This is a genomic window from Citrobacter sp. Cpo109 (assembly GCF_030332565.1).
In the GTDB taxonomy this organism is placed as follows: Bacteria; Pseudomonadota; Gammaproteobacteria; order Enterobacterales; family Enterobacteriaceae; genus Citrobacter; species Citrobacter portucalensis.
This window is the reverse complement of sequence record NZ_JAOWHQ010000059.1, coordinates 1-14,170: the sequence shown is the minus strand read 5'-3', so window position 1 is coordinate 14,170 and position 14,170 is coordinate 1. Positions and strand designations below refer to the sequence as shown.

Below are 14,170 nucleotides of genomic sequence, written 5' to 3'. Positions count from 1 at the left end.
CTTCTGTTCGTAACTGACCCTTCACTCAGGGTTATTTCCCGAGCCTGACACTTTTCAGACGCAACGCATTCACAATGACGCTGACGGAGGAAAGAGCCATGGCCGCCGCCGCAATAACTGGCGACAGCAGTATTCCATACACAGGATAAAGCAGACCTGCAGCCACAGGCACGCCAAGTGCGTTGTAGATAAATGCAAAAAACAGATTCTGTCGGATATTTTTCATGGTGATTTCTGACAGATGACGGGCCCTGTTCAGTATCATCAAGTCGCCTTTGAGAAGGGTGACTCCGGCACTTTCAATTGCCACATCTGTACCCGTTCCCATGGCTATACCCACGTCAGCCGCTGCCAGCGCCGGGGCATCATTCACACCGTCTCCGGCCATCGCAACCACATGGCCAGACGCTTTCAGTCGGGTTATCACTGCTTTTTTGCCATCCGGCAGAATTCCGGCTTCAACCTCATCTATTCCCTGTTTCCGTGCGACTGCTTCAGCAGTAAGCTGGTTATCCCCGGTGAGCATAACAATGCGGATCCCCGCCTGACGCAAAGCTTTAAGCGCATCCGGCGTGGTTGTTTTCACGGGATCCGAGATAGCTATCAGGCCTGCAAGGTCCCCGTCTGTGGCCACATAGATAACGGTAGCGCCTTCCATCCGCAACGTATCCGCAACGGCCTTTTGATTATCAATAACGATACTGTTTTCCTGCATAGCCAGTTCATTACCAATAACAACCCGTTGACCTTCGACATCGCCTGAGACACCTTTACCCGACGGTGCATCGAAATGAGTGACTGCGGGTATTGCGATCCCCTTTTCCTGTGCTGCTTTAACTACTGCCATACCCAGCGGATGCTGCGAGCCTTTTTCCACTGCGGCTGTTACACGCAAAAGAGATGTTTCCCCACCCGGATTGAGACTGATAATCCCTGTCACCGTAGGCGAACCTTCCGTGAGCGTGCCTGTTTTGTCGACAACCAGCGTGTCCACTTTTTCAAGACGCTCAAGGGCTTCGGCATTCCTGATTAACACCCCGGCCTGGGCTCCTTTGCCCACCCCCACCATTATCGACATCGGCGTGGCCAGCCCCAGCGCGCAGGGACAGGCAATAATCAGGACCGACACAGCCGCAATGAGACCGTGCGCCATCCTGGGCTCGGGCCCCCAGACAGACCAGATCACGAAAGCAACAACCGCGATAAGTATCACCAGAGGAACAAACCAGCCTGAAACGCTGTCAGCCATTCTCTGGATGGGGGCACGCGAACGCTGTGCATCAGCGACCATCTGAACAATTCGTGAGAGCATTGTTTCATCACCGACTTTCTCTGCACGGATGATGAGACTCCCTGTCTGATTAATGGTCCCCCCGATGACAGGGTCACCCTCCGTTTTGGTAACCGGCATAGATTCCCCGGTCACCATCGATTCATCAACGGTTGTTTTGCCTTCGATCACAATACCGTCGACCGGAATACTCTCTCCTGGTCTGATGCGGAGCTTATCGCCAGGCAGAACATCTTCCGCATTAATATCCGTTTCATGACCGTCATGATCCAGCCGCCTGGCGGTTTTGGGGGCAAGATTCAGTAGTGCAGTAATGGCACCTGAGGTTTGTTCCCGTGCCCGCAGCTCAAGAACCTGTCCCAGCAGAACAAGCACCGTAATAACTGCTGCGGCTTCAAAATAAACGGCCACCAGGCCATCCATGTTTCTGAACGATGCAGGAAACCAGGAGGGGAAGACGGTTGCAATGACGCTGTACACCCAGGCTACGCCGGTGCCCATTGCAACAAGGGTAAACATATTCAGGGAGCGGTTACGTAACGACATTCCGGCCCGGGCGAAGAATGGCCAGCCACACCACAACACGACAGGAGAGGCCAGAAGCAGCTGCAGCCATGTGTTGTACTGTGGCGGTACTGTATTCCTCAAGGCGGGAAACAGATGAGATCCCATTTCGAGTACCAGAACCGGAAACGCCAGCAACAACCCCAGCCAGAAGCGTCTTGTCATGTCGCGAAGTTCATCACTTGGCCCCGTGGATGCCGTAGCTACGAGCGGCTCCAGTGCCATTCCACAGACAGGACAGCTTCCGGGACCACTGCGGCGTATCTCCGGGTGCATCGGACATGTCCACACACCTTCAGAATTCTCTTTCTCCGCCTGGTGGTGAGGCTGTTTTATCTGATCAGGGCTGACTTCGTGATGATCGTGGTGATGGTGATGGGAATGTTCACTGGCATCTTCGGTAAGATAACGATCGGGATGGGCTTTAAATTTACTCTCACAGCTGGCGGAGCAGAAATAAAGTTGATGGTCCTGGTATCGAATGCTGCTGTGCGCCCTGTCGGGCAGGATGGCCATCCCGCACACGGGATCTCTCACCTTATGCAATACGTGGCCCTCGTCCGGGGATAATGTCTGCTCAGAAGCAGTCTGGTTGTTGTGTTGCACTGCATTGTCATTTTTCACAGTAACTCTCCTTATGCATACCGAAGCATCTTCTGTCTTCAGGGTATGTCATGGATGCGATTACCACGAATATCGCCGGCACAGGAGTGCCTGCTACCGGCGTCCCGTTATCAGCCGTTCCGCTGACTATTCGATTCGCTGGAAGACTTTTTTACTTTCATCCGGTGAGAATGCGATAACATCGTAAGCCTCTTTTCGGGCTCCCATCTCCATTCCAGGACTTCCTGCTGGCATACCGGGGGTGGCGAGACCGTATATACCCGAACCAGACTGCATTGCCTTATGTATCGTTGTCGCAGGCACATGGCCTTCAATGATCAAATTACCGGCAACCGCGGTATGACAACTTCGTAGTCCTGCAGGAATAGCATGCTTTTCTTTCAGGGCTGACAGCGCCTGATCATTCATGACGTGAGTTCGTACTTCAAACCCGTCTTTTTCCATCGCCTTGCCCCACAGGGAACAACAGCCACAGTTTTCAGATTTGTACATATCAATCACTTTTTCACTCGCCATTGCGGGCAGTGAAAGGCCGAGAGCCAGGGCCACCAGGACCACTTTTTTCATACTCACCTCTGTATATTATCGATATAACCCCTGACGTCAGGATGAATCAGTACAGAAGGGCACCCACAGAGGATGCCCTTACAGGGTTATGACACGCTTTTTTTATGTCTGCGCAGCCAGATTAATTTGTAGGCGGCAGGAATTATGAACAGGGACAGCAGCGGAGCCGTGATCATCCCACCAATCATGGGTGCCGCGATACGGCTCATGACTTCTGAACCTGCACCGGTTCCCCAGAGTATTGGCAGCAGACCCGCAATGATCACCGCCACGGTCATGGCTTTCGGCCGGACACGCAGCACGGCACCATGATAGAGGGCTTCATCAAGACCTTCCGGTGTGAACGTCTCTTTACGGGACAATTCCGGGTGCGCTTCAATGGCATGACGCAGATACATCAGCATGACCACGCCAAACTCTGCTGCCACCCCGGCCAGAGCGATAAACCCCGTTCCGGTTGCGACAGACATATGGAAGCCCTGCCAGTACAGGAACCATATCCCGCCAACCAGGGCGAACGGCAGGCTCATCAGGATCAGCAGGGCTTCATCAACCCGGCGGAATGCCAGATACAACAGGATGAAGATGATCATCACCGTCATCGGCACCATCAGCTTCAGTTTCTTGTTGGCATGCTCAAGCAGTTCAAACTGTCCGGAGAATGACACGCTGGTACCCGGTCTCAGTTTCACTTTCTGACTGATCGCCGTTTTAATGTCATTAACCACCGACACCATATCCCTGCCGCGCGCGTCAATGTAAATCCAGCTGGCTGGACGGGCATTTTCCGTTTTCAGCATAGTCGGCCCGGAAACGACCTTAATATCCGCAACATCGCCCAGCGTGATCTGCTGCTTCATCGGGGTCAGGATCGGCATCTGTTTCAGGGCCTGCGGGCTGTTCCGGTAATCCTGCGGATAGCGGATATTAATCGGGTACCGGGCCACGCCTTCAACCGTTTCCCCTACCGTCGCGCCGCCGATGGCTGATGAGATGAACAGCTGCACATCGCCCACCGTCATTCCGTAGCGGGAGGCTTTTTCCCGGTTGATATCCACATCAATGTAGCGCCCGCCTTCCAGTCGCTCTGCGAGAGCAGACACTACGCCGGGTACGGTTTTGGCGACCGCTTCGATACTCTGCGCCGTTGCATCGATATCGGACAGAACCGTTCCGGACACCTTGATACCTATCGGGCTTTTGATCCCGGTTGAGAGCATATCAATACGGTTACGGATTGGCGGCACCCAGAGGTTTGCCAGCCCCGGTAAACGGACGGTCCTGTCGAGTTCTTCAATAATCTTGTCAATCGTCATGCCTGGACGCCACTGATCCTCTGGTTTGAGCTGGATCGTGGTTTCAACCATTTCGAGCGGTGCGGAATCCGTGGCGGTCTCTGCTTTACCGGTCTTGCCAAATACAGAGGCCACTTCAGGAACGCTTTTGATTAACTTGTCCGTCGTCTGCAGGAGCGCTGCAGCTTCAGCCGGAGAGACACCCGGCAGGGTCGACGGCATATACAACAGGTCGCCCTCGTTAATCTTCGGCAGAAACTCACCGCCCACCTGGCTCAGCGGCCAGATAACGGTGAAAATGGACAAGGCCGCAACCAGCAGGGTTGTTTTTGGCCAGTGGAGAACCCGCAACAGCAATGGATGATACGCTTTGATCAGTACCCGGTTCAGGGGGTTACTGGTCTCTGCAGGAATTTTCCCCCGGATCCAGAATCCCATCAGAATCGGAATGACGATGATGGCCAGCGCGGCCGCGCCCGCCATGGAGTACGTTTTCGTGAATGCCAGCGGGCCAAACAGACGTCCTTCCTGACCTTCCAGGGTAAAGATAGGAATAAAGGACAGGGTGATGATCAGCAGGCTGATAAACAGTGCGGGTCCCACTTCAACGGAGGCATCGGTAATCACCTTCCAGCGGGTGGCGTTGTCAATCTGCTCACCCGGATGCTGATGATCCCACTCCTCAAGCCGCTTATGCGCATTCTCAATCATCACAATGGCGGCATCCACCATCGCACCGACGGCAATCGCTATCCCTCCCAGCGACATGATATTGGCGTTCAGTCCCTGGAAGTGCATGACGATAAAGGCGATACACAGACCAAGCGGCAGAGAGATAATCGCCACCAGGGCAGAACGTACGTGCCACAGGAACAGGGCACAGACGATGGCCACCACGATAAACTCTTCCAGAAGTTTGGAACTGAGGTTATCAATCGCCCGGTCGATGAGCTGGCTGCGATCGTAGGTGGTCACGATTTCAACGCCTTCCGGCAGGCTGGCCTTCAGCGTCTCAAGTTTATCCCTCACTGCCGTGATAACGTCGCGTGCATTTTTACCCGACCGCAGGATCACCACGCCGCCAGCGACTTCGCCCTGGCCGTTCAGCTCGGCAATACCACGCCGCATTTCAGGCCCGGTCTGCACGCGGGCAACATCCCGCAGATAAACCGGCACGCCGTTCTCGCCTGTTTTCAGGACGATGTTATTAAAATCATCAATGCTCTGAAGATAACCGCTGGCACGGACCATATACTCAGCTTCGGCCATTTCAACGGATGAGCCACCGGCCTCCTGGTTAGACGATTCAAGGGCCTGTTTCACTTCGGGCAGGCTGATACCATACTGAGACAGTTTTACCGGATTGACCTGAATCTGGTACTGTTTCACCACGCCGCCAACCGAAGCGACCTCAGCCACGTTCGGGATGGTTTTCAGCTCAAATTTCAGGAACCAGTCCTGCAGAGAACGCAGTTCTGAAAGGTCGTGTTTTCCGCTGCGATCGACAAGGGCATATTCAAATATCCAGCCCACCCCCGTGGCGTCCGGACCGATTTCAGAACTCACACCGGCGGGCAGTTTTCCCTGTACCTGGTTCAGGTACTCCAGCACGCGGGAACGGGCCCAGTACAGATCGGTGCCGTCTTCAAAAATGACATACACATACGAATCACCGAACTGTGAAAAACCACGCACGGTTTTTGCGCCAGGCACGGACAGCATGGTGGTGGTAAGTGGATAGGTGACCTGGTTTTCTACAATCTGCGGGGCCTGGCCGGGATAGCTGGTTTTGATAATGACCTGCACATCTGACAGGTCAGGCAAGGCATCGACAGGCGTGTTAATAATCGTCCATGTGCCCCAGATGCTGAGAAACAGGGCCCCCATCATGACCAGGAAACGGTTGGCGACAGAGCGCCGGATAATCCATTCAATCATCGTCGTCTCCTCAGTGCCCTGAATGCATATTTACAGGCTGGTCAGACATTGCTGGCATACTGCTTTCTGTTTTTTCAGGGTGGCGCATACGTTCCAGTGCGCCCGTAATATTGGCTTCAGAGTCAATGAGGAACAGGCCACTGACCACCACGGTATCGCCTTCATTCAGGCCGGAGCCGATGCCGGACTGTTGCTGTGACTCATGCAGAACGTGGATCTGTTTCGGCACAAACTTGCCTTCATCATCAACAGTAATCACGCGCTGTTCTTTGCCGGTATCGATAACGGCCTGGCTTGGTATTAGCAGCATCTCCTGGCTTCTGGTATTCAGTTTGAGATAGGCATTCATGCCCGGTTTGAGAAACTCATCCTTATTAGAAACTTGGAGACGGACCTGAAGCGTACGGGTTGTCTGATCCACGCTGGGAAGAATGTTCCATTTTTCGACATGGAATGTTTTATCCGGATAAGCCGGTACCGAAATTTCAAACTGCGACGTATCTTTCAGCAGATAGGCGATAGATTCTGGCACTGCAGCGCTGATCCAGACCGGGTCCATCCCCTGAATCTGAGCCACCACCTTATCTTTCGAAATATTCATGCCGGTGCGCAGGTCAAATGCAGTAATGACACCATCAATAGGTGCTTTAATGGTAAAACGGGTCTGAATGCTCCGGGTAGAACGCAGTCTCTGAATATCCTCTTCCGGCATACCTGCCAGGCGAAGCCGTTCCAGAACGCCTTTAATTTGCGTGGAAGTACCACCGGTGCTGGATAACAGAAGGAATTCACTCTGTGCTTCCACCCAGTCCGGAATGGTAATATCGATAAGTGGCGTCCCCTTCTTCACATGATCGCCAATCGTCATGGGGTAGACTTTTTCGACAAACCCGTCAGAACGCGCCTGCACAATAACAAACTGATACTCGTTATAGCTGACATTAGCCGGGATTGTCTGAGAATAATTCAGCATTCCTCGCGTGACTTTTTGCGTTTTTAATCCCAGATTCTGAACCTGGGTTGGGTCGATACGGATCCCGCCACTGCTTTTATCGCCACTGTCATCAGCATATTTTGGCACCAGGTCCATATCCATAAAGGGCGATTTTCCGGGTTTATCAAATTTGGTATCCGGTTTCATTGGGTCATACCAGAAAAGCACCTTTCGTTCCGGTGCCTTTTGTTCTGTTTTTTCTGTCTTTTGTGCTGAGTTTACATACTGCCAGGCAGTAACCGATATCAGCCCCCCTGCTATGAGGCTGCTGATAATTATTGCAGCATATTTTATCTTTAAAGAAGCCATACAATTTTCCGCTAAAAAATCAAAACACCTGGCATATGCGCCTGACGGTTAACTCACACATATACCTATGTGAATGTACAGGCGCACAGGATGTAATCGCTCCGGACAGCCAATCAGGACTGCGTCACGTTAATGCTTTTAAGTAAAGAAATATTACCCTGCTGAATAAACGAGAAATCGACATGGTTGCCGGTTTTCAGGGCATTGATAGCGTCGTCTGCATTAACAAAAGTGAAGCGCATGGTCATTGCAGGCCAGCCCACCGCAGGGATTGCTTCGTGCGAAATGGTGATCTTTTTACTATTTATATCAATTTCTTTAACGACACCGGTGCCCTTGATAACCTGCTGTACCGAAGCATCACTGGCAGTATTCATATCGCCATGCTGATGTGTTTCAGCATGAAGACCGGCAGAAAACATGACAGAGAAGGCACCAAATAAAACGGCTTTAAGTGAATTACGCATTTTAAATTTCCTGATTAATGAAATAAATTTACTCTACCCAACCGCCACCCAGTGCGGTAAACAGATTAATTTCGTTAACCTGCCGGGAATAGGTAAGATCGAGAATGGTTTGCTGCGTAGCGAAGAGAGAACGCTCTGCATCCAGCACTTCAATGTAACTGACAGCACCACTGGAATATAATCCTCTGGCACGCTGGAGAGTTATCTGAAGTGAATCAAGATAACGCTGCTGTGACTCAAGTTGCTGGCTAAGGCTGTCGCGCAGCGCAAGCGTGTCGGAAACATCCTTAAAGGCTGACTGAATTTTTTGTTCGTAATTAACCACCGACTGTTGCTGGCGAATTTCAGCCAGCTTCAGATTGGCTTTATTCCTGCCAGCATTAAATATAGGAATTTCAATTTTAGGGATAAAATTCCACATTCCACTTCCTGACGTAAACAGGCTGGACAGCTCCGTACTGCTTGCGGAAAGACCACTGGTCAGGGTAATTGAGGGGAAAAAGGCCGCTCGCGCTGCGCCAATATTGGCATCAGCCGCTTTCAGCTGATATTCCGCTTCCATAATATCCGGTCGCTGCAGCAAAATTTGTGAAGACAGATTTGGTGGCAATTTTACTGGGGCTATCTCCCCGCCTTTCATCCCTTTTTCTGACGGAAGTGCGCGGTACGTTCCCAGCACCAGTTGCAGGGCATTGTTTGCCTGAGCCAGATCGCCTTCTCGTTTGGCTATTTCGGCGCGGGTACTTTCGATTTGTCCTCGCGCCTGTTCAAGTGCCAGAACGTTCGTACTCCCGGTCACGAGCTGCTGCTCAACGAAAGCATAGGACTGTTGATAATTTTTCAGCGTTTCCCGCGCAATACGAAGTTGTTCGTACGCCAGTTGCTGGCTGAAATAGCTTTGTGAAACGTTGGATACCAGCAGGATGTGTACGGCCCGACGGGCTTCTTCGCTGGCAAAGTAGTTCTGGCGATCAGCATCACTCATGTTCTTAAGTTTGCCGAAAAAATCGAGCTCATAACTGAACTCCAGACCTGCGCCGTACTCCTGTGTGGTCGGCTTGTCACCTTTCAGACCACCGCTGTATGTGATCCCGGATGAGGCATTCAGCTGGGGATAACGATCTGCATCCGTGACGTTGAACTGGGCCCGGGCCTCTTCAACCTTCAGTGCAGCCATTCTCAAATCACGGTTATTAGTCAGGGCTTCAGTAATCAGCCGGGTGACCTGGGGATCGACAAAAAAGTTACGCCAGCCCGTATCCTGATAGCCATTCACCGCTGGCGTCAGGCTGTTACGGGACAGTGAAAACTGCTGGGGTACCGGTGCTGCCGGACGCTGATATTCAGGCGCCAGAGAGACACAACCAGCCAGAATGAAGATTGTGCTGATGCTGAGTAGTTTTAATTTGAACATATTGCTTCTCGTCCAGGCAGACCTGGTAAATGGTTCAAATGAAGTTCAGAGTATTACCAGGGTTACTTTACAGAATGCACTCTGTTTGTCGGGTGACAGAATAATGACAATGTTGTCATTTTTACGGTAATTCGTTGATTACGATCGTGTGCGCAATAGAATGACATTAGCAGCCAGACGGGGAGCAAGATGAAAATATTGATCGTCGAAGACGAAATTAAAACAGGTGAATATCTCAGCAAAGGGCTTACAGAGGCAGGGTTCGTAGTGGATCACGCTGATAATGGTCTTACCGGATATCATCTCGCCATGACAGCCGAGTATGATTTAGTCATTCTGGACATCATGCTGCCTGATGTGAACGGCTGGGATATCATCCGCATGCTGCGCACTGCCGGAAAGGGTATGCCGGTCTTACTACTGACGGCCCTCGGCACGATCGAACACAGGGTCAAAGGACTGGAACTGGGTGCGGACGATTATCTGGTTAAACCCTTTGCGTTTGCCGAACTGCTGGCCCGGGTGAGAACCCTTCTGAGGCGGGGAAACGCGATGATCACGGAAAGCCAGTTTAGGGTGGCTGATCTCTCGATGGATCTCGTATCCAGAAAAGTCAGTCGCGCCGGAAACCGCATTGTGCTCACCAGTAAAGAGTTCAGCCTGCTGGAATTTTTCATTCGCCATCAGGGCGAGGTTCTTCCCCGTTCCCTGATTGCCTCTCAGGTCTGGGACATGAATTTTGACAGCGACACTAACGCGATTGATGTCGCCGTAAAGCGACTCCGCGCTAAAATAGACAACGATTACGGGACAAAGCTGATCCAGACTGTCCGGGGCGTGGGCTATATGCTGGAGGCCCCGGATGCATAGCAAACCTTCCAGGCGCCCTTTCTCACTCGCCCTGCGGCTGACCTTTTTTATCAGCCTGTCCACGATACTGGCTTTTATCGCCTTCACCTGGTTTATGCTGCATTCTGTTGAAAATCATTTTGCCGAGCAGGATGTCAGCGATCTTCAACAAATCAGCACTACCCTGAACCGTATACTGCAGTCCCCGGTGGATCCGGATGAAAAAAAAGTAAGCAAAATAAAGGAGTCGATTGCCAGCTACCGCAACGTTGCCCTTTTGCTCCTCAATCCCAGGGGGGAAGTGCTCTTTAGTTCAGCGCAGGGGGCGGCACTACACCCGGCCGTGAATTCCGCAGATTTTAGCGAGCACAGCCGCGCACGGGATGTCTTTCTCTGGACGGTGGAGGATCCTGCGAGACCGATGGATACCGGGTCTGAAATGAAGATGGAAACATACCGGATTATCGCCTCCTCTGGCCAGGCGATATTTCAGGGCAAACAGCAGAATTATGTCATGCTGACTGGCCTCTCCATTAATTTCCATCTCCATTACCTCGATGCGCTGAAAAAAAATCTGATTGCGATCGCCGTCGTGATAAGCCTGCTGATTGTTCTGATCATTCGCATCGCTGTCCGTCAGGGGCACCTGCCCCTTCGTAATGTCAGCAATGCCATTAAAAACATCACCTCCGAGAATCTTGATGCGCGGCTGGAACCGACACGCGTTCCCATTGAGCTGGAGCAACTGGTTATCTCGTTCAATCATATGATTGGAAAGATTGAGGACGTCTTTACCCGCCAGGCCAATTTCTCTGCCGATATCGCGCATGAGATCAGAACGCCCATCACCAATCTGGTGACGCAGACTGAAATCGCACTGAGTCAGGATCGAACCCAGAAGGAACTTGAGGATGTCCTCTACTCCAGTCTTGAAGAGTATAACCGGATGACCAAAATGGTCAGCGACATGCTGTTTCTGGCACAGGCGGACAATAACCAGCTTATACCTGACAGGGTCCGTTTTGACCTCAGAGCAGAAGTCATGAAAGTCTTCGAGTTTTTCGAAGCCTGGGCCGAAGAACGCAATATCACGCTCAAATTTAACGGGATGCCCTGCCTGGTTGAGGGAGATCCACAAATGTTCAGAAGAGCGATCAATAATCTGTTATCCAATGCCCTGCGTTATACCCCGGAGGGACAGGCCATCACAGTCTCAATAAGAAAGCAGGAGAGCTTTTTTGACCTTGTGATTGAAAATCCAGGGAAACCGATCCCTGAAGAACATTTATCAAGGCTGTTTGACCGTTTTTATCGGGTGGATCCATCCAGACAACGAAAAGGAGAAGGCAGCGGCATCGGCCTTGCGATTGTGAAGTCAATCGTGGAAGCACATCACGGAAGAGTGCAGGTGGAATCAGACGTACGCTCCACGCGTTTTATCTTATCCGTGCCCAGACTGGAGAAAATGATCCCGGAAACCCAATGCTGAAAATAAAGATGTAAATGACAAAGATGTCATTAGCCTGTCATGCAGCAAACAGAAGCCATTCGATATAATTAGTGCAACTTATCAGGAAGGCTGGATTGCTTCATCAATACCCGGCGTCAGAGTACGCCAGGAAATGAATATCCAGCCCTCTTCCGGAGAAATAAACGCTGCCGAACTTGTTTCAGTTATGGAACTGAAAACACCGGTTGTACTTCCCCGGACATCACTAATTCAGAAATGGAGAGTTATCATGAAAAATATCGTATTAGCATCTTTGCTGGGCTTTGGTTTAATTTCATCGGCCTGGGCCACTGAAACCGTGAATATCCATGATCGCGTCAACAATGCACAGGCTCCTGCTCACCAGATGCAGTCTGCTGCGGCTCCTGTCGGGATCCAGGGGACTGCTCCTCGTATGACCGGTATGGACCAGCATGAACAGGCCATTATTGCTCATGAAACCATGACGAACGGTTCGGCGGATGCGCACCAGAAAATGGTGGAAAGTCATCAGAAGATGATGGGAAATAACACGGTATCCACGACCGTCCCGTCAACGTCTTACGCGGCGATGAATGAGCATGAAAGAGCAGCGGTTGCCCATGAATTCATGAATAACGGGCAATCCGGCCCACATCAGGCCATGGCCGAAGCGCACCGCCGCATGATCAATGCAGGCTGAATGCGACGGTAGTATCCGTGCTGTTACCTTTTCCCTGATAGATTTTCCTGAAACAACGTTGCTACATTTTTGCCCCCCGTCAGGGGGCTTTTTTGTCTGACTCAGCTACACTTAACCGGTACCTGTCTGAAAGGAATTATTATAGGGGTCTGACGCTCAGTGGAACGAAAACTCACGTTAAGCGATTGTGGCTGAGAAAAACCAAAGGATCCGGCGAGGATCCTTTGGTGTGCTGACATGACCAGTTTCTTTTGGGATATTTTTTCCCTGCATGAAGTCCTTTATGTCCTGATCATAATGCCATTAAAAATTCTATGCTATGGCTTCGCTATTTTAGACATTCCCTAACAGCTTTGTCTAAATCCGCCACATAAATTGGGGTAGGATGCCCAGATTTCATTTTCCATACAGTATATCCTCCCTTTGTTGCTTTGCCGCGCAGCTCTGTCTGCTTTCCTTCTGTGATTGACCTGCCCCCACGATTAGATACAACACTCAGTTAGTAACGTCGGAATCTTCATTCTCAGAATGACCCTTTCTCCAGCCCGCTGCAAATTCAGACGGTGTCTGATAATTCAGCGTGGAGTGCGGGCGGCATTCGTTATAATCCTGCCGCCAGTCATTAATAATTTTCCTGGCATGAACGATATCGCTGAACCAGTGCTCATTCAAACATTCATCGCGAAATCGTCCGTTAAAGCTCTCAATAAATCCGTTCTGCGTTGGCTTGCCCGGCTGGATTAAGCGCAACTCAACACCATGCTCAAAGGCCCATTGATCCAGTGCACGGCAAGTGAACTCCGGCCCCTGGTCAGTTCTTATCGTCGCCGGATAGCCTCGAAACAGTGCAATGCTGTCCAGAATACGCGTGACCTGAACGCCTGAAATCCCAAAGGCAACAGTGACCGTCAGGCATTCCTTTGTGAAATCATCGACGCAGGTAAGACACTTGATCCTGCGACCGGTGGAAAGTGCGTCCATGACGAAATCCATCGACCAGGTCAGATTGGGCGCCGCCGGACGGAGCAGCGGCAGACGTTCTGTTGCCAGCCCTTTACGACGTCTTCTGCGTTTTACGCCCAGGCCACTGAGGTGATAAAGCCGGTACACGCGCTTATGATTAACATGAAGCCCTTCACGGCGCAGCAACTGCCAAATACGACGGTAGCCAAAACGCCTGCGCTCCAGTGCCAGCTCAATGATGCGCCCTGATAAATGCGCATCAGCAGCCGGACGGTGAGCCTCATAGCGGCAGGTCGACAGGGATAAACCTGTAAGCCTGCAGGCACGACGTTGCGACAGACCGGTCGCATCACACATCAACATCACGGTTTCCCGCTTCTGGTCTGTCGTCAGTACTTTCGCCCAAGAGCCACCTGAAGCGCCTCTTTATCCAGCATGGCTTCGGCAAGCAGCTTCTTGAGTCTGGTGTTCTCTTCCTCAAGCGACTTCAGGCGCTTAACTTCAGGCACCTCCATACCGCCATACTTCTTACGCCAGGTGTAAAACGTGGCATCGGAAATGGCATGCTTGCGGCAGAGTTCACGGGCGGGTACCCCAGCTTCGGCTTCGCGGAGAATACTGATGATCTGTTCGTCGGAAAAACGCTTCTTCATGGGGATGTCCTCATGTGGCTTATGAAGACATTACTAACATCGGGGTGTACTAATCAACGGGGAGCAGGTCA

Annotated in this window: 10 protein-coding genes; 3 read left to right on the top strand and 7 right to left on the bottom strand. The window is 51.5% G+C overall.

Annotation, left to right across the window (positions count from 1 at the left end):
* Positions 1 to 31: 31 nt before the first annotated feature.
* The 6 genes from silP to silC all read right to left on the bottom strand — a co-directional run bounded on the left by silP (position 32) and on the right by silC (position 9,463).
* On the bottom strand, positions 32 to 2,479 hold the full coding sequence (silP, locus tag OGY71_RS13275; protein WP_286613394.1) for an Ag(+)-translocating P-type ATPase SilP: 2,448 nt from the start codon (positions 2,477 to 2,479) through the stop codon (positions 32 to 34).
* Between the two features lie 126 nt (positions 2,480 to 2,605).
* Complete coding sequence (locus OGY71_RS13270; protein ID WP_126957225.1) at positions 2,606 to 3,046, bottom strand: DUF411 domain-containing protein; 441 nt, start codon at positions 3,044 to 3,046, stop codon at positions 2,606 to 2,608.
* Positions 3,047 to 3,132: 86 nt separating this feature from the next.
* A complete protein-coding gene (gene silA, locus OGY71_RS13265) occupies positions 3,133 to 6,279 on the bottom strand; it encodes a Cu(+)/Ag(+) efflux RND transporter permease subunit SilA (protein WP_000574029.1) in 3,147 nt (1,048 codons plus the stop codon).
* Between the two features lie 10 nt (positions 6,280 to 6,289).
* A complete protein-coding gene (gene silB / locus OGY71_RS13260) occupies positions 6,290 to 7,582 on the bottom strand; it encodes a Cu(+)/Ag(+) efflux RND transporter periplasmic adaptor subunit SilB (protein ID WP_000157620.1) in 1,293 nt (430 codons plus the stop codon).
* 113 nt (positions 7,583 to 7,695) lie between these two features.
* Positions 7,696 to 8,049 carry a cation efflux system protein CusF gene (gene cusF, locus OGY71_RS13255; protein ID WP_008786772.1) on the bottom strand — a complete coding sequence of 118 codons (354 nt, stop codon included), beginning with the start codon at positions 8,047 to 8,049 and terminating at the stop codon, positions 7,696 to 7,698.
* Between the two features lie 28 nt (positions 8,050 to 8,077).
* The gene (gene silC / locus OGY71_RS13250) at positions 8,078 to 9,463 is read right to left on the bottom strand and encodes a Cu(+)/Ag(+) efflux RND transporter outer membrane channel SilC (RefSeq protein ID WP_126957227.1); all 1,386 of its coding nucleotides are present in this window, start codon (positions 9,461 to 9,463) and stop codon (positions 8,078 to 8,080) included.
* 189 nt (positions 9,464 to 9,652) lie between these two features.
* Between silC and silR the strand changes: the two genes are divergently transcribed.
* The 3 genes from silR (at position 9,653) to silE (ending at position 12,483) form a co-directional block, all read left to right on the top strand.
* Positions 9,653 to 10,333 (top strand): copper/silver response regulator transcription factor SilR, encoded by a 681-nt coding sequence (gene silR / locus OGY71_RS13245; protein WP_038633715.1) that lies wholly within the window; start codon positions 9,653 to 9,655, stop codon positions 10,331 to 10,333.
* The gene (gene silS / locus OGY71_RS13240; protein WP_032433718.1) at positions 10,326 to 11,801 is read left to right on the top strand and encodes a copper/silver sensor histidine kinase SilS; all 1,476 of its coding nucleotides are present in this window, start codon (positions 10,326 to 10,328) and stop codon (positions 11,799 to 11,801) included. Before silR ends, silS begins: the two co-directional genes overlap by 8 nt.
* A 250-nt stretch (positions 11,802 to 12,051) precedes the next feature.
* The gene (silE, locus tag OGY71_RS13235) at positions 12,052 to 12,483 is read left to right on the top strand and encodes a silver-binding protein SilE (RefSeq protein WP_000790483.1); all 432 of its coding nucleotides are present in this window, start codon (positions 12,052 to 12,054) and stop codon (positions 12,481 to 12,483) included.
* 495 nt (positions 12,484 to 12,978) lie between these two features.
* Here the strand turns inward: silE and OGY71_RS13230 are convergent.
* A protein-coding gene (locus tag OGY71_RS13230) for an IS3-like element ISSen4 family transposase (RefSeq protein WP_136754148.1) occupies positions 12,979 to 14,099 on the bottom strand; the annotation gives its coding sequence in 2 pieces (ribosomal slippage) (positions 12,979 to 13,841 and positions 13,841 to 14,099; 1,122 coding nt in all).
* Positions 14,100 to 14,170: the final 71 nt, after the last annotated feature.

Excerpts from the sequence above, each read along its gene's own strand:
- silS (WP_032433718.1), top strand. The coding sequence starts at position 10,326 with ATGCATAGCAAACCTTCCAGGCGCCCTTTCTCACTCGCCCTGCGGCTG.
- silC (WP_126957227.1), bottom strand. The coding sequence starts at position 9,463 with ATGTTCAAATTAAAACTACTCAGCATCAGCACAATCTTCATTCTGGCT.
- silB (WP_000157620.1), bottom strand. The coding sequence starts at position 7,582 with ATGGCTTCTTTAAAGATAAAATATGCTGCAATAATTATCAGCAGCCTC.
- cusF (WP_008786772.1), bottom strand. The coding sequence starts at position 8,049 with ATGCGTAATTCACTTAAAGCCGTTTTATTTGGTGCCTTCTCTGTCATG.
- OGY71_RS13270 (WP_126957225.1), bottom strand. The coding sequence starts at position 3,046 with ATGAAAAAAGTGGTCCTGGTGGCCCTGGCTCTCGGCCTTTCACTGCCC.
- silA (WP_000574029.1), bottom strand. The coding sequence starts at position 6,279 with ATGATTGAATGGATTATCCGGCGCTCTGTCGCCAACCGTTTCCTGGTC.
- silR (WP_038633715.1), top strand. The coding sequence starts at position 9,653 with ATGAAAATATTGATCGTCGAAGACGAAATTAAAACAGGTGAATATCTC.
- silE (WP_000790483.1), top strand. The coding sequence starts at position 12,052 with ATGAAAAATATCGTATTAGCATCTTTGCTGGGCTTTGGTTTAATTTCA.